Here is an 18,360-nt window from a genome sequence, read left to right as displayed (position 1 = left end):
ATGAACCAGGACCCGGCCCCGCTGTCGGAACTGATCTCCGACGCGGTCGCCCTGCTCACCGGCAAGCACACCATCCGCTGCCCCCACCCGGGCTGCCGCGTCAGCGTCCGCTACCGCGCCGTCACCCCCGACGAGGCCAAACGCCTGACCGACCTCGCCACCGACCACACCCGGCACTGACCGGCACAAGGAGGAGAACCATGCGACTCCGCATCCATCGCAGCAACTGGCCGCGGCTGGCCCTGGTCCTGACCGACACGCCCCGGCCCGACTGCCCTGACTGTCAGGGGATTGGCGGTCACAACCGCGACTACGGCGACTACTCCACCGGCGAGTACGCGGGCACCGAGTGGGACCCCTGCCCGTGCTGGGAGGAGACCCGCCGATGGGTCCTTCTCCCGCTCCCGCGCCGCCTGAGCTGGCGCGGCACCAGTCCCCAGCCTCAGGCCGGCGCCTACAGCGACGAGCCCCCGTTCTAGAAACGCCGAGAGCGGCCCCCTCACGCCAATGACCGGGGCCGCCCTCTTCCAGCTACCACTGGAGGAATCCAGCATGACCCATCAACCCGCATCCGCGCTGCTGACAGCCGCGCTCGATGCCGCTGCCCTCGGCTGGAGCGTGTTCCCGCTCCGCCCCGGACAGAAGCGCCCCGCCCTCCACGGTGAAGAGCACTGCCCCGCCCTGGGTGACTGCGCCGGCGGGCACCGCAAATGGGAGGACCGGGCCACCAGCGACCCGGACCGGATCCGCCGCGCGTGGGACCGGCTCCCCTTCAACGTCGGCATCGCGACGGGCCCGTCCAACCTCGTGGTCGTGGACCTGGACGTGCCGAAGAGCAAAGGCAGTTCGGACGCGCCTTACGGCGCGGACACCTTCAAGGCGCTCTGCGAGCGCGCCGGGCAGGCCGCCCCGACAACGCTCTCGGTAGGGACTCCCACCGGCGGGTCCCACCTGTACTTCACCGCTCCGGCCGGGGTACGGCTGGGCAACACGGCGGGCCGTCTGGGCAGGCTGATCGACACCCGGGCGTGGGGCGGGTACGTCGTCGCCCCCGGCAGCGTCACACCTGCCGGGGTGTACGAGGTCACCCACCCGGCGGCCCCGGAGCCGTTCCCCACCTGGCTCTACGGGCTGCTGGCACCCAAGCAGGCCCTGCGCAAGCTGACCGGACGCCCCGCCACACTCCGGACAGGCAAGTACGCGACCGCCGCCCTGAACGCCGAGACGGCATCGGTGGAATCGGCCCCAGCCGGGGAGCGCAACGGAACGCTGCTGCGGGCCGCCCGCGCTCTGGGCCGGTTCATCGCCGCGGGCGACCTCCCCCGCGATGTGGTGGAGGAGGCTCTTCAATGGGCGGGGGAGTCGGCCGGCCTGCCGTCTTCCGAGTGCCGCAACACGATCCGCTCCGGTCTGAACTGGTCCATCGCCCGCAACGCGATGAGGCGGACGGCATGAACCAGTGCCCCCGTTCCTCCTTGAAGAGCCTCCCCGCACCCCCCACCGGCCCCGGCTCCGCCGAACCGGCCCCAGCCGCAGACGGCAGTGGCGCGCCGAAGGTCGTCGCCGAAGGCGTCCCTTCATCTCTTCTCCCTGACCCGCACCCGGCGGACGGCCGCTACATCGTCGCCGTCCTCCGCATCTGCGCCCCGCGCGGTGCGGTGCCGACCGCTCACTCGAAGTGCGAGTGCGGCCATGACCGCAGCGCTGTCGGACACAACAACGTGCTCGCCCTCATCCAGCTCCACACCGACCACCGCACCGTGTGCCCGCTGGGCCGCGTCTCCGCCGACCGGAGGAAGGCCGCATGACCCTCGACACCCAGACCATGCCCGCACCCATCCAGGCCGCCACCGACGGCTCCGTGCTGCTGGACGAGGTGGAGGCTTTCCACCGGCGGTTCAATGTCTTCCCCACCGAAGCCGCCTACGTTGCCGTCACGTTGTGGGACGCGCACGCGCACCTGCTGGACTGCTTCGACTCCACCCCTCGCCTCGCGTTCCTCTCCCCGGAACCCGGCTCCGGGAAGTCCCGCGCGCTGGAGATCGTGGAAACGCTGGTCCCACAGCCGCTGGTGGCCGCGAACGCGTCCGCGCCGGTTCTCTTCCGGGCCGTCTCCACCCTGGAGACCCGGCCCACGATCCTCTTTGACGAGGTCGACACGATCTTCGGCCCGAAGGCGGGGGACAACGAACCGCTGCGCGGGTTTCTGAACGCGGGGCACCACCGGGGCGCCGGCATGTGGCGGTGCGTCGGAGACGGCACCAACCAGACCGTCCAGGAGTTCCCCAGCTTCTGCGTGGTGGCCATGGCCGGACTCGGCTCGCTGCCGGACACGATCCTGACCCGGTCGGTCATCATCCGGATGCGCCGCCGAGCCCGCAACGAACGCGTCCAGCCGTTCCGCCGGCGCCTGCACGCCCCCGAAGGCCATGCCCTGCGAGACCGGCTCGCCGTCTGGGCCGACAGTGTCCGGCACCTGGTCGATGGAGTGTTCCCGGACATGCCGGAAGAGGTCACCGACCGGCCTGCGGACGTGTGGGAGCCCCTCATCGCCGTCGCGGACGCCGCCGGAGGCGACTGGCCGGCCCGCGCCCGCTCCGCGTGCGCCGAGATCGTGGCCGCGTCGAAGCAGGACGACAAGGGCAGCATCGGCATCCGCCTGCTCACCGACCTTCGAGACCACGTCTTCGAAGGCATCGAGCGACTGCCCACCGTCGCCGTACTGGACCGCCTCTACGCGCTGGAAGAGGCGCCCTGGGCGGACATGGGCGGCAAGCCGCTGACCTCCCGGGGTCTGGCGAAGATGCTCGGCGAGTACATGACCGGAGACAACAAGCCGATCGAGCCCCGCAACATCAAGACCGGCTCCACGGTCCTCAAGGGCTACTACGCGGCCGACCTCGTCGACGCCTGGGCGAGGTACTGCCCTCCCCCCACCCCCTGAGAATCCGCTACCTCCGCTACCTCCGCTACCCCGCAGGTCACACCCCCTGCGGAGGTAGCGGATAGCCCGAAAACATCCGCTACCCCACCAGTCACACCCGCTACCGGCCCGGCCCCCAACGGCCGGGCCGGTCGCGCATCTATCCGCTACCGCTACCCAATCCGCTACCACGAACAAGCCCCTGACCAGGGCGGTAGCGGAGGTAGCGGCAGTAGCGGATTTCTGCAGACGGGGCAGAGCCCCGAAATCCGATCGCCGTGGAGGCACTTCGATGAGCACCGCAGCCATTTCCGTCGCCCCCGTCCTCTGCACGGTCGAGTTGGCGGCCGAGTTGCTCTCGCTCGGCCGCTCCACCATCTACGAGCTGATGGCCGGCGGCGAGTTGCCCTTCGTCAAGGTCGGCCGCGCTCGCCGTATCCGCCGGACCGACATCGACGCGTTCGCCGCCCAGCTCCAGCCCCAGTCCGTCTGATCTCAAGCCACAACCGCAGGCGGCCCCGGGAAGTCCCCGGGGCCGCCTTCCGTATGGAGGAGCGCATGAGTCCCCGTAGGCCGAACATGGAGTCGTCCATCTACCTGGGCAGTGACGGGTGGTGGCACGGCCGCGTCACGATGGGCGTGAAGCCCGACGGCGGCCCCGACCGCCGGCACCGCCGGGCCAAGACCGAGACCGCGGTCACCAAGAAGGTCCGCGAGCTGGAGAAGCTGCGCGACGAGGGCCGCGCCACGAAGGCCGGGCGAAAGCCGACCGTCGCGGAGTGGATGGACACGTACCTGACCACGATCGCGAGCTTGAAACTCAAGCCGCGGTCCCTGGACGACTACTGGTCGAAGACCCGCAACGACATCATCCCGGGCGTCGGGAAGCACCGCCTGGACAAGCTCGCGCCGGAACACCTGGAGGTGATGTACGCGGCCATGTTGGAGGAGGGGCACGCACCTTCGCACGTGGTCAAGGTGCACCGGATCCTCTCCCGCGCCCTGAAAATCGCCCACCGCCGCCGGATCATCAGCGAGAACGTGGCCACCCTCGTGGACCCGCCTTCCGTGGACGAGACGGAGGCGAACCCGTTCTCGCGTGAGGAGTCGAAGGCGTTTCTGGCGGCCGCCGCCAAACGCCCGACGTTCATGCGGTGGGCCATCGGGGTCGGCATGGGCTTCCGGCAGGGCGAGGCTCTAGGCCTTCGCTGGCCCTATGTCGACCTGGAGCAGGGGTTGTTCCACCCTGCGTGGCAGCTCCAGCGCCTCACCTGGAGGCACGGTTGCAAGGACGCGCACGCCTGCGGGGCCCGGCTGCACCGGTTCGACCCGTGCCCGGCCGACTGCGCGGCCCACAAGAGCTACAAGCGCGGCTGTCCACAGCCCTGCCCCAAGATCTGCCGTCGGCACGCCAGCACCTGCCCGGAGCGGAAGGGCGGGGGACTTGCCTTCACCCGGCCCAAGACGAAGAAGAGCCAGAACCCCGTCCCGATCCCCCCGCCCTTCCTGCCGTACCTCCTGGAGCACAAGGCGAAGCAGGACGAGCACCGGCAGGCCGCCGGAGACCTCTGGGAGGAGTGTGGCGCCGTCTTCACCCGGCCCGACGGCCGGCCGCTCGACCCGCGGGCCGACTGGGAGGAGTTCAAGGAGCTGCTTGAGGAAGCCGGGATCAGCGACCGCCGCCAGCATGACGGGAGCCGCCACACGGCCGGCACGATCCTCAACGAGTTGGGCGTGGACATGCCCACGATCATGGAGATCCTCCGGCACACCCAGATCAGCCAGACCCGGCGCTACGTCAAGGGCCGATCGGAACTCTCGCGGGAGGCGATGCGCCGCATGGGCGAGGCGTTCATGCCGGGCCCCAATCCGCCCTCTGAGACCAGGACTGAGACCGAGAGCACACGAGCGGCCCGGGCACGACGCCGCCGCAAGATCCGGTAAAAAGCAAAACCCCCAGGTCACGGCGAGTGAGTCCTGGGGGTTCTACAGAGCCGCCTTCGGGATTCGAACCCGAGACCTACGCATTACGAGCCCCAGATGCTTCCTGTCGGATGGGTTCACGGAGTGCCATCGTAGGGCAGTTTCCGCAGGTCAACGCCTTACGGTGGCGCTTCCCCGTGCCAACCCGTGACAACCGGTTCAGAGCAGTTCGGGCACGCGATGGGCACGCATTGGGCACGCTCCGGGCCCTCAGAAATACGGCCCTGACCTGCGCAAACGGTGCGCCTTCAAACCTCACGCTACACGGGACCCTGACATACAGAAGGGGCCGCGCGGCTCGTACCGCGCGGCCCCTTCTCAGTCCCTCAGTCCTGCGCCGCCTAGCTCGCGTCGGGTTGCTGCGGACACTTCGAAGCGCGCTCCCGATCGCCACCGGTGGGGGGCAGGGCGTTCAGGACGGCCTCAAGGGCTATGGCCCCGGTATCCGTGATGTGTCTGTCGTCGAGCAGGATGTCGCGCTTGTCAGCGGCGGCACGCCCTGCTGCCGGTGCTTCGTCGTCGAGTCGGGTACGGCGGACGCGGTACAAGATGCCCCCCTCGTGGCATGGCCGAGTGCCTCACTCGAACAGACGTCCGAGACGAGGCCCGATCCACATTAGCGCCCATATCGCCGCAGGTCACGCGACTACGACGCTCCGTGAGGCTCCTCGGCGACCGTGATAGTTGCGTCTTCAAGGTCAAGATTCTTGAGCGCCTCTTTAACCAACGGAAGATCCTCGGGCCTTGTTCCGGGCTGATAGGCAACGACGATGGATACCTGCGGAGTTGACATTCCGAGGATGTCGCCGACCGTCAAACCCACCCACTCGGCCGCTGCCGCCTTCCGCACGTCGACGGGATCGAGTCCGGTCGCCGCCGCAACGGCGCCGACGATCCACTTGTCGTGCCGGTAGCTCTCGCCGTTCTTGATCTTCGCGAGGGTCGTCCACTGGAGCTTCTTGCCCGTTTCGGGATCGACTGCCCGCTCGGCCACGCTCCGCAAGGTCGCACCCGGGACTGCGAGCGCCTCGCGAACCATGTCGGTGAAGGGCGTCGAGCTCTCGCCGCCTATGGAGGACACGGGGGTTCTCATCTCCGTTCTTGTCGCAGAACGCGAACGATCTTATCTAAGCAGCCACTACCCCGAAATGCACACCCCGGAACTGCGTTGACGTGCTGAATCGGCCAAGACTACGGTTGTTCTTGTTCGAGAACAGCAACAGACAAACAGTCTGTACCGGGCGCCTTGTGCCCGCTGCTGTTCCTGTCCGAGAACACATGGGGGATCTTGTGCCTGTCACCTTCACCGGGCCGCCGCCGCGCAGCCGGAACACCAAGCACGCTCTGATCGCGACGGAGCTCGCCGACCGTCCGGGCGAGTGGGCGATCGTGCAGCGGCTCGGGTCGATAGCTCGGGCATCGTCGGCCGCGCAGGCCATCCGCAGCGGACGACTGGCCGCGTATCCCGATGGCGCGTTCGAGGCAGTCGCCCGGTCTGTCGTCGAGCAGGGGCGCGTCGAGCACCGCGTTTACGCCCGCTTCGTCGGCGCCGACTCCATGGCGTGATCTGCGATTTCTGGGACGGCGCTGCTGGCGCCTACTGCCGCTCGGTCGGCGCCCGCCGCTACGTCGTCGGCGGCCGTTGCCCCGCCCACACACCCGCCGCGCTCGCCGGCCGTCCCGAACCACCGGGCTCGCCGATACCCGTAAGGAGACGAAACGTTGAGCCTCGCCGCGACGGATTGGGTTTGGTCCCGGTCCGACAGCCGAGGCGCCGCTCGTCTGGTACTGCTCGCAATCGCTGATCGGGCCGACGCGACCGGCGTCGCCTATGCCGGTACCGCCTCGCTCATCCGCCGCACTCGCGCCGCCCGGTCCACCGTCCGCGACGCCGTCGACTCCCTGCTCGTCTCGGGCGAGCTCGCCGTCGTCGAGGGCGCCCTCGGCCCCGGGGGTGAAACGGTCTACCGCCTCCCCCTGCTCGACGCGAGGGGGGCCGGAGATCAGCCCGGGCCGACTACCGGCCCGGACCGGACATCGGCCCCCGGGGGGCCGGTGAGCGGCCCCGGGGAGGGCCGGACATCGGCCCCGGGGGGACCGGCTACCGGCCCCCAGAACAAAAGAAGCTCTCTACAAGACAAAGAACAGCAGCAGCCGCGCGCGACGAACACCGCGGCAGCTCTGATTCCCGAACTACGTCCGCTCGACGCCGCTCTCGTCGCCGCCTCGATCACCGTCCGGTGGTCCCTCGGTCTCGGCGAGCAGCGCGACGTCTACCGGCTCGTACAGGCGCACGGCGTCGAGGCCTTGGTCGACCTCGCCGCCCGCCGCACCAATCCGGGCGAGGCGCCGAAGAGTGCCCGCTACTGGCTCAAGGTCTGGAGCGACCTCGACCGGCCGGCGCCGAGCGCGCCGCCTCGGGCGCCCGCCTCGACCGCGAGCTACGCCGACAACCTCGCCGCCGGCCTCGCCCTGCTCGCCCAAAAGGAGAGCCGCTCATGACGCCCGAACAGATCGCCGCCCTGCTCGCCTTCGCTGGAACCCTCGACAGCCGTGTGCGTCGTGCCCTCGCCGACCCGCAGCAGGCCGCCCGCACCATCTCGGAGTGGACCGCCGCCGTCGCCGACGTGCCCGCGACCATGCCCGCCACCGGATGGGACGCCGCCCGCGCAACCCGCCGTTACTACGAGCAGCAGGGCGGGAACAAGAGCTCGCAGTACCGGCCGATCGAGCCGCACGACCTGCTCGCCGCATGGGGGCCGCACCGGGCCGAGGTCATGGCCCGGCACACCGACCCCGTGCCGGCCGCGGACCCGGACAACCCTGCCGCGTGGCGCGAGGAACTGCTCGGCACCCGTGCCTCGGTCGCCCGAGGCCATGTTGCGCCCGCGCAGTACCGGGCCGAGATCAACGCGGCAGGGCAGAAACGTCTCGCCGCGCTCATGTCGGGAGTCGGCGCCGGCCCGCGCCGCTACATGCCTGCACACGTGGCCGCCGAACTACGGCAGTTCCGGCCGGCCCGTGCGCACCGCGAGCAGCTCGTCGCCGAGGGTCTGCCCGACCCGCTCGGCGTCCGGTGCCCGTACTGCCTCACCGCCGTCGACGAGCAGTGCCGGAGCAGCTTCCGCAACCGCGGGAAGGGCCGCCGCCCGCTCACTGGGGTGCACCCCTCGCGCGTCGAGGCACTACTCGCTCACCTCAGCAACGGCGAGCAGGCCGACGATGAGCAGGTGCGCCTCGCTCGGATCATGTGCCAACCGCCCGCACCGCGGCGAGACGCCCGAGCTCGGCACACCAGCGGCGGGGGCGAGGCCCGGTGATCCCCGCCGCCGCACGCGCCGTGATCGCCGCCCACCTGACCGACGAGCTCGACGTGCACCCACACCGCGCGACCGCCGTCGTCGCCGCCCTCGCCGACCGACTCGCCGTCGACGGATGGCACCTGACCGACGTCTACCCCGCGCGACCGGTCGCGCCTCGCGCGCGGGAAACCCGCGGCGCTCGGCGCGCCCTCGATCGGCTGCTGCGCCGTGCCCGAACGAACGGCGAGACAACCCCATGAGCGCCGCCCTGCTCGCCCTCGCCGTGACGCTCGCACTCGCCCTCGGCGCCGCCCTCGCGTACGCGGTCCGGATCGACAATCGCCTCGACCGCGAGCTGCGCCGCCTCGGCCGCCGGCCGTGCCCGACCACATGCACCACCTGCTCGACGACGCGCCGAGCCGAGAACGGAGAGAGCACACCATGACTGCGAACACCCTTCCCCGCATCCGGTCTCCGCGCGGCCGGAGCGACGCCCGCGGGGCAGTCCGCGACGAGCGACGCACGGCGCTGCGAGTCCTGCTCGCCCGTGCCGACCGAGGGGTGCTCGGCCCCGAGGACACGGCGCGGCTGCGGCAGCTCGTCGAGGCCGAGATCGCCGACGGCGACAACTTCCGCCGCTCGGCCGGCGGGCAGCAGGCCGCGGCGCTGCGGCTGATACACCGAGTCGCCGCCGCCGAGCAGGCCATCGTCGAGGCCGAGGCCGAGCGCGACGCGTACGCCGTCGAGGTCGAGGCGCTGCGAGCATCCAACAAGGGGGGACAGTGAGTTACACACAGGCTGTGCACGAAACTGTGCGCGCGCTGCGAACGATCCGCGGCCGGTGGGCCGAGCTGCTGCTCGGGATCGAGGAGTTGCCGGCCGATCACTGGCCCCCGCGGCAGCTCGCGCACACCATGCGCGAGGGCGACGACGAGCAGCTCGTCGTCGAGGACCGGGCCCCGCTCGTGCTGCGCGAGCACCCCGCCCCGCTCAACCTCGGCGCCCTCGATGTCGGCCGCGGCGTCGAGCGGCTGGTGTTCGACCTCGCCGACACCCTCGCCGCCGCCGTACAGCGCACCGAGCAGGGCGACCCCCGGGCGTGGCTGTGCGCCGACCCGAGCGCACCGGACAGTCGGCGCGCCGCCGGATCGCGGGTGCATGGGCTGCACTGGGCGTGCGTGTGGATCGAGGGGCGCGTGCAGGATGAGGACACCGCCCCCGAGCGCGAGCTCCACGGCGCCCTCGCCCCGCCGCCGTTCGAGGTGCTGCCGTTGCACCTGCTGCACGAAGCGCGGGGTACCGCCCGGATCGCCGAGGCCCGGGTGCTGCGCGCCCTCGGCCTCGACCAGCGCGAGACTCCGCTGCCCGAGCCGTGCCCGTGGTGCGGGGGCGAGCTCACCCTGCACAGTGCCCCCGACGGGCCGCCGGCCGTGACCTGCTCGGGCGGGCGCGCCTGCTCGGCGCCCGTCCCCCTCGACAGCAGGGAACGGGCGCGGGTGTGGGGGTGGGACGACCTCCCCGATCTGATCAGCGCGCTTGGGGTGGACATCCCCGCCGCAGCGTAGGCCGACTGGCGCGCGGCCCGAGGCTCACCTCGGGCCGCAGCCACCTGCCCTTAGCGATCTGATCTACGCGACCGGTCGTGAGTCCGTGCAGCTCGGCGAACTCGCGCAGCTTCTGCCCCCGGTCGGTCCGCAGCTCGACGGCCGCGCCCTGATACAGCATTCCGCTGCGCTCCAGGCTCCTGTGCGCAATGGAAAGCGGATGACGCGGGGAGGGCAGCGCCACTGGAGCGCCTTAAGACTCAATGATCGCCATAACGTCTTCCTCCCTCATGACGAGCAACTTGCGGTGTTCGCCAATGGTCACTGCCTTGCCCACTGCGTAGGTCGCAACCTGGTTCCCCGAGCCGTCCACAGCCGCGAGGTTCGCCGGGAACGCCTTTCCCCCGCTGACGACGAGCTGCGGCACACCGTCCACATATCGCAGGCTCAGTGTGCCGACCTCCTCGGACTTGACTTCGGCCACAGGAACCAGGGTCACGTCAACGACTTCGAACGCGTTAACTGTTGTCGGGATGGCGCCCAAGTCGGTCACCTGAATACCACTCTGTTCATCAGACATGTCTATGTCTCCTCATAGCCTGGCACGATGCCAACCCATGCGGATCTCCCCATGACAAGGCGTCATAAAACGTCACTGAGTGGATCACCTGACAGCGGCCAGCAGGAATTCCCCACGTACGGCCAGCAAGGTCATGACCTTGTGTAGTCGGCCTGCGGGGCCCTGTGGGTGTCTGCGACCGTCAGTTTCGGCCACCTTGTAGTGGCGGGACGTAGGACTACCGCGATACCGGCATGATCAGTGACGTTGTTCAATCAAGGAGGATCGACGTGGCCTTTTCAGTGGTGCCCGGAGGACCGATTTCACTGGTGGCAGGTGGTGACCCCGGTTACCCCGGCGTACAGGTGAGGAACGAGGGGGGAGGGACGGTTTCCCCGCAACGTGTGTCCGTGGCACTCCCTGTCGGGCACGGTCTGCAGTTCGAGTCAGAAGCAGGCAGCATCTACCAGCTGACCGTCTTGGACGTCAAGGGCGGCACCGTGAACTACCCCGGGAATCTCTCGGGCAATTCGCTCAGCTTCATGAACGTCGACCTTGCTTCCCCTGCGACGGGTTCAACGAGCGCGATGTGGGTGGCGGTGACAGCATCATCCGGTGCCGCTTCCGGAAACACGAACCTGGTGTTCACCATCGGCGACCATGTCTCAGGCTCATCCGTCATCTCGGTGTCCCGGAGCTAAAAGCGCACCGCGACCGGCACCCACAGTGACGACCTGCGGCCAGTTGGCTCCCCACCAACTGGCCGCGAGCGGGGAATCTCAGCTGGCCGCTACCAATCACCTCGCGCGCACGTGGTGCGAGGGATGGATCGAATAGTCCGGCATTGGTCGACAAGCCGCTGTTCGACCTCGGCAACGGCGTCGAGCAACGCCCGCTCTTTCAGTGAGCGATCTTCCCGACACACACTTGCGCCGTTATCTCTTCGTGACCTAGAGTCGGGAGCGCCTCCGGCGTGCCCGGAAACCTGATCTCGACGCCCCGCCACCATCCCCCCCGGTGGCGGGGCGTTCGCATGTCCCCCGGTCGGGAGGTGATCCCGTGGCCGACCCGATCACGGACGCCGACCGAGCAGCAGTCCGCCGCCTGCACGCCGAGGGCAAGTCCCGTAACCACATCGCTCGCGAGCTCGGCCGCGGCGCCGCCACGGTCTCGAAGATCGCCGCCGCCGAGGGACTTACCTTCTCCGGTGGTGCGCGGGTCGCCGCCGCTACCGATGCCCGTAAGGCCGATGCCTCGGCGCGGCGCGAGCAGCTCGCCGACGACGCCCTCGACGGCGCCCTCGCTCAGGTCGAGCGGGTCGGCGCCGCCGACTCGGCGCGCGACGCCCGCGACTACGCCACCGCCGCTCGCGCCTTGACCGAGGTACACGCCAAGGTCGCCGAGCTCGCGCGCTCCAACAAGTCGACGAGCACCGGCGGAATGCTCGACCGCCTCGCCGACGTCCTGCTCGGGCCCGTGGGAGACGACGCCGACGGGGGGTGATTCCCTCGACGGGCCACCTGTCCGACAAGCAACTGCGCTCGATCCGCGAGGCGACCGCCCGTATCAACTTGTGGCACGGGTCGGTGCGCTCCGGCAAAACGATCTCGTCGCTGCTGCGCTTCCTGCTCGCTGTCCGGAGGGCGCCCGCCTCGGGACTCATCCTGATCGTGGGCCGATCGCTCGCCACGATCGAGCGGAACGTGATCGAGCCGCTGCAAGACCCCGAGTTGTTCTCGGACACCGCGGCCGAGGTCCACCACACCCGAGGCGCGACAACCGCCGTGATCCTCGGCAGGGTTGTGCACTTGATCGGTGCGAGTGACTCCCGATCCGAGGGGCGGCTGCGCGGTCTGACCGCATCGGTTGCGTACGCGGATGAGGTCACGTTGCTGCCGGAAGCCTTTTTCACGCAGCTACTCGCCCGCCTGTCGGTCGCCGGCGCAATCCTGATCGGCACCACCAACCCGGACGGGCCGCGGCACTGGCTCAAGGCGAAGTACCTCGACCGCGCCGCCGAGCTCGACCTCGCTTCCTGGCACTTCAAGCTCGCCGACAATCCGGCCCTGTCGCCCGCCTACGTCAAGGCACTGTCCGCCGAGTACACCGGCCTATGGCGGCGCCGGATGATCCTCGGCGAGTGGGTTGTCGCCGAGGGTGCGATCTTCGACATGTACGACGAGCAGCAGCACGTCGTCGACGAGCTGCCCGAGATGCGCCGCTACTGGGCAGGGGTGGACTACGGCACGAGCAATCCGTTCGTGGCGATCCTGCTTGGCCTCGGCGTCGACGGCCGGCTGTACGCGGTGAGCGAGTGGAGACACGACGCCCGCGCCGCGCACCGGCAGATGACCGACGCGCAGTACAGCCGCGCTGTCCGCGAGTGGATCGCCGAGCAGGAGGTGCGGCCCGAGTGGACGTTCATCGACCCGAGCGCGGCGTCGTTCTCCACGCAGTTGTGGGCCGACGGGTACCCGAACGTCGCCCGTGCCAATAACGCAGTGCTCGACGGCATTCGCAGCGTGGCGAACGCGCTCGACGCCGGCGCGCTGCTCATCCACCGGTCGTGCGAGGGGCTGCTCGCCGAGTTCCCCACGTACGTGTGGGACGACGCCGCCGCGGCCCGCGGTGAAGACCGCCCCGTAAAGCAGGACGACCACTCACTCGACGCGCTGCGGTACGCCGTGCACTCCACCGTGCACGAGTGGCGCGGCCTGCTGACGACCGCCGCCTGATCGCCCCCACCTCCCCCGCCCGAGCGCAGCACTGCGCCCGGGCCCGAGCACGCGAGGGGGTGATCGCGTGCGCGAGTTGACCGACCGGTTCCTCGACAAGGTCACCCCCGGCCCCCTCGGGTGCTGGGACTGGACCGCGCACGTCAAGCCCAACGGGTACGGGCAGTTCAAGGTCGCCGGCCGGCCCCAGTACGCGCACCGGGTCGCCTACACCCTGACCCGTGGGCCGATTCCCGACGGGCTCGTGATCGATCACCTGTGCCGCCGCAGGCACTGCGTGAACCCCGACCACCTCGACGTGGTCACCACCCGGACCAACATCCTGCGGGGCGTGTCCCCCGCCGCGCGCCGTGCCCGACAGACGCACTGCGCCCGGGGTCACGAGTTCGACACGGCGACGACGTACGTCGCCCCGAACGGCACCCGGCACTGCCGCAGGTGCGCAGCCTCGCGCGCCCGGACGAGACGACGGCGGGGGGGTGCACTGTGCCCCTGCCCGATAACGGCGTCGCGTGGCCGCCGCCGCAGCTCGCCCGGCATTATGCCGAGATCAAGGTCGACGACGCTTGGTACTCCGGTGATCACGACAAGCTCGCCGCCGTCTACCGCGACAACCCCGTGCGCCGCGACGGCAGCCGCCGCCTGTGGGGGCGCGACCGACAGCAGCGCCCCAACGTCCGCGATCAGCGGCTGCACATCCCCCTGCCCGGCGACATCGCCGGCGCCTCGGCCGATCTGCTGTTCAGCGAGCCGCCCGAGCTCACCGTGACGGACAGCGTCACGCAGGACCGGCTCGACGAGCTCGCCGAGTCCGACGGCATCGCGAACAGCCTGCTCGAAGCGGCCGAGGTCGCCGCCGCGCTCGGCTCGGTGTACCTGCGCGTCACGTGGGATCGGTCCCTTGCCGACCGGCCGCTGCTGACCAGCGTCCACCCCGACGCCGCCGTGCCGGAATTCCGGTGGGGCCGCCTCGCCGCCGTCACCTTCTGGCGTGAGCTCACTTCGACCTCGGCCATCGTGTGGCGCCACCTCGAACGCCACGAGCCGGGCCGCATCGTGCACGGTCTCTACCAGGGTTCGGCCGACTCCCTCGGCGTCCGGGTTCCGCTGACCGAGCACATCGAGGTCGCCGACTTGGCCGCCTCTCTCGGCCCCGACGGCGACGCCATCGAGACGGGAATTGAGCAGCTCACCGCCGCCTACTGCCCCAATGTCCGGCCCAACAGGAAGAACCGCGGCTCGGTGTTCGGCCGCTCGGACTACGCCGCGCCGGTGTATGACCTGTTCGACTCGCTCGACACGACATGGACATCGTGGATTCGCGATCTGCGGCTCGCCCGCGCGCGGTTGCTCGTGCCCGATGGCTACCTGCGCGACCACGGTCCCGGACAGGGCTCGTCGTTCGACGAGGATCGGGAAATCTGGCAGCTCCTGAACATCCCGCCCACCGAGCAGGGCGGGAATCAGATCACCCTCTCGCAGTTCGCGATCAGGGTCGACGAGCACGAGCGGTCGGCGAACGCGATCACCCGGCAGGCCGTCCAGTCCGCCGGCTACTCGGTGGCGACGTTCGGCCTCGGCGACCAGGGCGCCGCCGTCACGGCGACCGAGGTCAAGGCACGCGAGCGCCGGTCCATGACCACGCGCGGAAAGAAGGTGCGCTACTGGTCGCCGCCGGTCGCCGACATGCTGCTCGTGATGCTGCTCCTCGACCGGGCGTTCTTCACCCCGCGCATCGTTCCCGAGCGGCCGACGATCGCGTTCGGCGACTCAATCAGTGAGGACGCGTCTTCGCTCGCGGCGACCCTGTCTCTCCTCCAACAGGCTCAAGCTGTCTCGACCGAGACAAAGGTACGGCTGCTGCACCCCACGTGGGACGCGGCAGACGTAAAGATCGAAGTCGACCGCATCCTCATCGAGACCGGAGTGTCAGTTGCCGAGCCCGCGTCAGCTTCATTTCATGGCCACTAGTACATAGACTCTCCGCCCTCAGTGGGCGTCAGGCTGAATACATCCTCCCAGCGCCCTGTTTCCTGGAGTTCGTATAGCGCCGCGCGGGACATGATTAGCGTGGCGTCGGGGATCAACGAATCCACCACTGCGGGGTCCTTGAGGATATATTCACGCAACAGGTGGGCATGCGTGACGTAGCTTTCTGGCTTGCTGGGACCGGTAGGCCACCAGCAGACGATCGAAAGTCCGAATTCCACGTCACTGCCATAGGCGCGCCGCTCAAGCAATCCCGCACGACGACCCGCCAGGCGCATTGCAGCATTGAAGGCGCTTCCGGCCGCGTCATCCCCAGCCTCATGCCTCAAAACCTCGAAAATAAACTGCCTGGCTTTTTCCGGCATATTTGACTCATCTACCACGAAACCATTCGGCACAAATTTACCCTTCGGCTAGGTTAGTAGTGACGTAATTGTCGACGAAACAGCCCACACCAGACGCCAGACGCCGACCAGTAGAAAGATGAGTTGGGCACCGTAAGTGATTCCGATGTCCAACCTATGGGCGACATCCTCCGTTGAGCCGCGAATACCGGAAATCCACAGAACCCATACTCCTGACGCCAGAGACAGGAACAACCAGGCAGTGGCGAGGAAGAAATCCGCGAGAGTTGTACTAGAAAGCGTCGTCGAAGAACTCGAAGTGCGAATCTGAATCGCCAGAAAAGACAGCGGCAAGAGGATACCCACAACGGTGAGGCCGCCACTTGAGGCGCTACGCAAGGCGTCGGCGTGTTCAGGAAGGTTTGCATCCCTTTTTGGAGCACCGACAAAAGAAAGCGCCTGGAACACCAGAAAGACAAAAATGACCAGGAGGTCAACAAACCACAAGGGCCGCCCCCAAACCGCACCCCAAACCGAACTAGCAATTTGGGTGTCCAACCTGCCGACCGTGAGCGGCATCCCATCCCACCTCCACACCACGCAGGGAAACACGAGTAAATACCCCAGCGTTAGCGGCGCACGTGGCACGCCACCCGTGAGACGACCGAACGTGTTAACCCGCTAGTGCGAGTGGCCGAGCCACTTCAGAAGGGGTAAAACACGCTGTCTATATCTCCATGGATAGTCGAAGACCTGTCCGGCGGTGTCCGCGACCTGTACGTCGATGCCGAGCAGCGGTTGCTCGCGCTCGTCGCTCGGCAGCTCGACGGAGGGTTCGAGGCCCCGGGGTGGGCGGTCGCCAAGCTGCGGGACATCCAACCGTTGCGGCGAGCCGCGCAGGGCGTCGTCGACGCTCTCGGCTCGGCCGTGCAGCTTGAGGTGTTCTCCACCGTGAGCGAGGCGTACGACGTCGGGGCGCGAGCCGGGCTCGCCGAGCTCGGCGCCCTGTCCGACGTCGACGTGCGCCGGATCGCCGAGAGCACGCCGGGCACCCGGGCCGTTGACCGGCTCGCCGCCGAGACGATCGAGCTCGTAACCGAGACACACCGGGGGATTCTTCGGGGTGTCGAGGACGGCTACCGACAGGTGATCGCCGAGTCGTCGGCGACGCCGCTCCTGGGGGTCGACACCCGCCGGCAGGCAACCCAATCCGCGATGGCTCGGTTCGCCGACCGGGGGCTGCGCTCGTTCGTCGACCGCCGCGGCCGGTCCTGGCAGATGACGTCTTACGCCGAGATGGCGGTACGGACGGCCGTCGGCCGCGCTGCGGTCGAGGCGCACGGCGACAAGCTGCGCGCTGCCGGGGTCGGGCTCGTGATCGTCTCCAATGCCCCTCACGAGTGCCCGCTTTGCAAGCCGTTCGAGGGCAAGGTGCTGAGCCTCGACGGGCCGGGCGGCGCCCGGACGATCGAGATGGAGCACGCGACCGACGACGGCCGCACCGTGCAGGTGGACGTCGCCGGATCGCTCGACGACGCGCGGCGGGCCGGTTTGCAACATCCCAACTGCCGTCACTCGACGAGCGCGTTCCTGCCCGGTGTGACTCGGACCCCGGTCGAGCACTCCGAGGACCCCGACGGGTACGCCGCCTCACAGCGGCAGCGCGCGATCGAGCGCGCCATTCGGAAGTGGAAGAACCGCAGCTCGGCCGCGATGACCCCCGAGGCCAAGAGAGCGGCCGAGGCCCGGGTGCGCGCCTACCAAGGCAAGATGCGCGAGCACCTCGCGCAGCACCCCGAACTCATCCGTCGCCGCGAGCGTGAGCAGCCCGGGGCGGGCAACCTCCCGAGCACCAAGCCGACGCCTCCGCCCGACGCGGTCGAGGCCGCGCGCGTGCGGGCGGGCGATGACCGCACCCTGCCCGAGCTCACCGACGAGCAGCTCGGCGCGGCGATCCGGCCCGGCGTGCTCGACGATCGCGACCTCGACCGCATCCAGGCCGAGAGTGACCGCCGCGACCTGGCCGACCTTGCCGACCGCATCCGCCCCGGCGGGCGCATGGTCGACAACCTCGCCCCGTTCAGCGACGACGAGCTCGCCCGGATCGCACCGCACCTCGACGACGAGCAGATGCTGCGCGTCATGGCCGAGGCCGACCGGCGCGACCTCGACGCCGCCATGCCGGAGATCCGCCGCGATCTCGTGGGCATGTCCGAACGGGACCTCGCCGCCCGCGCGCTCAACGTCCCCGAGGACCGTCCGGTGATCGGCGCCGAGGTCCACCGCCGCCGCGCCCTCGCCGAGCTGTTCCCCGGTGGACGGCTCGCCGGTGACCTGTCCGGGCTCGACGACGAGCTGCTCGTGTGGGGCATCCGGTACGCGAATCCGGCGGACGCCGAGCGGATCGCCGCCGAGATCGACCGGCGGCACCCGCCCGTACCGCCCCCGCCGATCGCGGGGACGACAGTCGCCGACACCCTCGCCGCACGGGACGCCCTCGACGACGCGATGCACCCGATCCGCCTCGACGACCCGCCCCCGGCAGACCCCGACGAGTGGGGCCCGTACGGCGCCGACGTCGAGCGCGGCCCCGACGGCACCGAGCACATGTCCGCGGTCGAGCGTTGGGCGTACGAGCGCGAACTCGAAGCGCGGGCGCAGCGCGAGGCGTACAGCCGCGAGGAGATTCGCGAGATGTACGACGAGCACATCTACATTCAGTGGCTCGCCGCCGAAGACGCCACGCGCGGGCACATGCTCAACCGGAAGGCCGAAGCCGCCGGCGTCGACCCGCGCAGCCTGTTCTCAGGCCCGGCACACGTCGCGTACGCGAGGGCGAGCGAGGACCTGATCAGGTTCTGGGAAGACGTCTCGCCCCGGATGACCCTCGCCGAGTTCACCGAGCAGGTGACCGGCGTCCGCAACGGCGCGGGCGAGACCGCCCGCAACGCGCGAGAGAACCAGCGCCGCAAGTTCTAGGG

23 protein-coding genes and 1 pseudogene are annotated in these 18,360 nt (G+C 69.4%); 20 read left to right on the top strand and 4 right to left on the bottom strand.

Annotated elements, in window-relative coordinates:
* From OG861_RS17440 to OG861_RS17410, 7 genes are all read left to right on the top strand, one after another.
* Window positions 1–180, top strand: coding sequence for a hypothetical protein (locus OG861_RS17440; protein ID WP_329196257.1), 180 nt, complete (start codon window positions 1–3; stop codon window positions 178–180).
* 20 nt (window positions 181–200) lie between these two features.
* The gene (locus OG861_RS17435) at window positions 201–479 is read left to right on the top strand and encodes a hypothetical protein (protein ID WP_329196259.1); all 279 of its coding nucleotides are present in this window, start codon (window positions 201–203) and stop codon (window positions 477–479) included.
* Between the two features lie 73 nt (window positions 480–552).
* Window positions 553–1,455, top strand: coding sequence for a bifunctional DNA primase/polymerase (locus OG861_RS17430; RefSeq protein ID WP_329196262.1), 903 nt, complete (start codon window positions 553–555; stop codon window positions 1,453–1,455).
* On the top strand, window positions 1,452–1,808 hold the full coding sequence (locus tag OG861_RS17425) for a hypothetical protein (RefSeq protein ID WP_329196264.1): 357 nt from the start codon (window positions 1,452–1,454) through the stop codon (window positions 1,806–1,808). Before OG861_RS17430 ends, OG861_RS17425 begins: the two co-directional genes overlap by 4 nt.
* Window positions 1,805–2,944 (top strand): DUF3631 domain-containing protein, encoded by a 1,140-nt coding sequence (locus OG861_RS17420; RefSeq protein ID WP_443057517.1) that lies wholly within the window; start codon window positions 1,805–1,807, stop codon window positions 2,942–2,944. Before OG861_RS17425 ends, OG861_RS17420 begins: the two co-directional genes overlap by 4 nt.
* Before the next feature lie 271 nt (window positions 2,945–3,215).
* Window positions 3,216–3,416: a helix-turn-helix domain-containing protein gene (locus OG861_RS17415; protein ID WP_329196266.1), complete on the top strand. Its 201-nt coding sequence runs from the start codon at window positions 3,216–3,218 to the stop codon at window positions 3,414–3,416.
* Window positions 3,417–3,481: 65 nt separating this feature from the next.
* On the top strand, window positions 3,482–4,867 hold the full coding sequence (locus tag OG861_RS17410) for a tyrosine-type recombinase/integrase (protein WP_329196268.1): 1,386 nt from the start codon (window positions 3,482–3,484) through the stop codon (window positions 4,865–4,867).
* Window positions 4,868–5,552: 685 nt separating this feature from the next.
* Here OG861_RS17410 and OG861_RS17405 read toward each other — a convergent pair.
* Window positions 5,553–5,987, bottom strand: coding sequence for a hypothetical protein (locus OG861_RS17405; RefSeq protein ID WP_330261811.1), 435 nt, complete (start codon window positions 5,985–5,987; stop codon window positions 5,553–5,555).
* A gap of 209 nt (window positions 5,988–6,196) precedes the next feature.
* Here OG861_RS17405 and OG861_RS17400 point away from each other — a divergent pair, with 209 nt between their 5' ends.
* The 7 genes from OG861_RS17400 to OG861_RS17370 all read left to right on the top strand — a co-directional run bounded on the left by OG861_RS17400 (window position 6,197) and on the right by OG861_RS17370 (window position 9,773).
* Window positions 6,197–6,472, top strand: coding sequence for a hypothetical protein (locus OG861_RS17400; RefSeq protein ID WP_330261810.1), 276 nt, complete (start codon window positions 6,197–6,199; stop codon window positions 6,470–6,472).
* A 156-nt stretch (window positions 6,473–6,628) separates the two neighbouring features.
* Window positions 6,629–7,408, top strand: coding sequence for a hypothetical protein (locus OG861_RS17395; protein ID WP_330261809.1), 780 nt, complete (start codon window positions 6,629–6,631; stop codon window positions 7,406–7,408).
* Complete coding sequence (locus OG861_RS17390; RefSeq protein WP_330261808.1) at window positions 7,405–8,226, top strand: zinc finger domain-containing protein; 822 nt, start codon at window positions 7,405–7,407, stop codon at window positions 8,224–8,226. Before OG861_RS17395 ends, OG861_RS17390 begins: the two co-directional genes overlap by 4 nt.
* Window positions 8,223–8,468, top strand: a complete 246-nt coding sequence (locus tag OG861_RS17385; protein ID WP_330261807.1) for a hypothetical protein — start codon at window positions 8,223–8,225, stop codon at window positions 8,466–8,468. The genes OG861_RS17390 and OG861_RS17385 overlap by 4 nt, the downstream gene beginning before the upstream one ends.
* Window positions 8,465–8,653 (top strand): hypothetical protein, encoded by a 189-nt coding sequence (locus tag OG861_RS17380; protein ID WP_330261806.1) that lies wholly within the window; start codon window positions 8,465–8,467, stop codon window positions 8,651–8,653. Before OG861_RS17385 ends, OG861_RS17380 begins: the two co-directional genes overlap by 4 nt.
* Window positions 8,650–8,994 carry a hypothetical protein gene (locus tag OG861_RS17375; RefSeq protein WP_330261805.1) on the top strand — a complete coding sequence of 115 codons (345 nt, stop codon included), beginning with the start codon at window positions 8,650–8,652 and terminating at the stop codon, window positions 8,992–8,994. The genes OG861_RS17380 and OG861_RS17375 overlap by 4 nt, the downstream gene beginning before the upstream one ends.
* A 14-nt stretch (window positions 8,995–9,008) precedes the next feature.
* Window positions 9,009–9,773 (top strand): hypothetical protein, encoded by a 765-nt coding sequence (locus OG861_RS17370; protein WP_330261804.1) that lies wholly within the window; start codon window positions 9,009–9,011, stop codon window positions 9,771–9,773.
* A gap of 232 nt (window positions 9,774–10,005) precedes the next feature.
* On the opposite strand, the gene OG861_RS17365 is transcribed toward OG861_RS17370, so the two are convergent.
* Window positions 10,006–10,332 carry a hypothetical protein gene (locus tag OG861_RS17365; protein ID WP_330261803.1) on the bottom strand — a complete coding sequence of 109 codons (327 nt, stop codon included), beginning with the start codon at window positions 10,330–10,332 and terminating at the stop codon, window positions 10,006–10,008.
* Window positions 10,333–10,721: 389 nt separating this feature from the next.
* On the opposite strand from OG861_RS17365, the gene OG861_RS17360 reads away from it, so the two are divergent.
* The 5 genes and pseudogenes from OG861_RS17360 to OG861_RS17345 all read left to right on the top strand — a co-directional run bounded on the left by OG861_RS17360 (window position 10,722) and on the right by OG861_RS17345 (window position 15,017).
* Complete coding sequence (locus OG861_RS17360; RefSeq protein WP_330261802.1) at window positions 10,722–11,012, top strand: hypothetical protein; 291 nt, start codon at window positions 10,722–10,724, stop codon at window positions 11,010–11,012.
* 358 nt (window positions 11,013–11,370) lie between these two features.
* Entirely contained in the window at window positions 11,371–11,814 is a 444-nt protein-coding gene (locus OG861_RS17355) for a helix-turn-helix domain-containing protein (RefSeq protein WP_330261801.1), read from the top strand.
* Window positions 11,811–13,046: a PBSX family phage terminase large subunit gene (locus OG861_RS17350; protein ID WP_330261800.1), complete on the top strand. Its 1,236-nt coding sequence runs from the start codon at window positions 11,811–11,813 to the stop codon at window positions 13,044–13,046. Before OG861_RS17355 ends, OG861_RS17350 begins: the two co-directional genes overlap by 4 nt.
* A gap of 67 nt (window positions 13,047–13,113) precedes the next feature.
* Window positions 13,114–13,353: pseudogene (locus OG861_RS34280) on the top strand (HNH endonuclease signature motif containing protein); the annotation flags it as partial.
* A 179-nt stretch (window positions 13,354–13,532) separates the two neighbouring features.
* Entirely contained in the window at window positions 13,533–15,017 is a 1,485-nt protein-coding gene (locus OG861_RS17345; protein WP_330261799.1) for a phage portal protein, read from the top strand.
* On the opposite strand, the gene OG861_RS17340 is transcribed toward OG861_RS17345, so the two are convergent.
* Window positions 15,014–15,433, bottom strand: coding sequence for a hypothetical protein (locus OG861_RS17340; protein WP_330261798.1), 420 nt, complete (start codon window positions 15,431–15,433; stop codon window positions 15,014–15,016). The two genes, OG861_RS17345 and OG861_RS17340, sit on opposite strands and share 4 nt — an antisense overlap.
* 15 nt (window positions 15,434–15,448) lie before the next feature.
* Complete coding sequence (locus OG861_RS17335) at window positions 15,449–15,958, bottom strand: hypothetical protein (RefSeq protein WP_330261797.1); 510 nt, start codon at window positions 15,956–15,958, stop codon at window positions 15,449–15,451.
* A gap of 144 nt (window positions 15,959–16,102) precedes the next feature.
* On the opposite strand from OG861_RS17335, the gene OG861_RS17330 reads away from it, so the two are divergent.
* A complete protein-coding gene (locus OG861_RS17330; protein WP_330261980.1) occupies window positions 16,103–18,358 on the top strand; it encodes a phage minor capsid protein in 2,256 nt (751 codons plus the stop codon).
* Window positions 18,359–18,360: the final 2 nt, after the last annotated feature.

Origin of the sequence: Streptomyces sp. NBC_00539 (genome assembly GCF_036346105.1) — a bacterium.
Taxonomy (GTDB): domain Bacteria; phylum Actinomycetota; class Actinomycetes; order Streptomycetales; family Streptomycetaceae; genus Streptomyces.
Note: the sequence above shows the minus strand (reverse complement) of the source record. Positions and strands in the feature narration are given on the sequence as shown.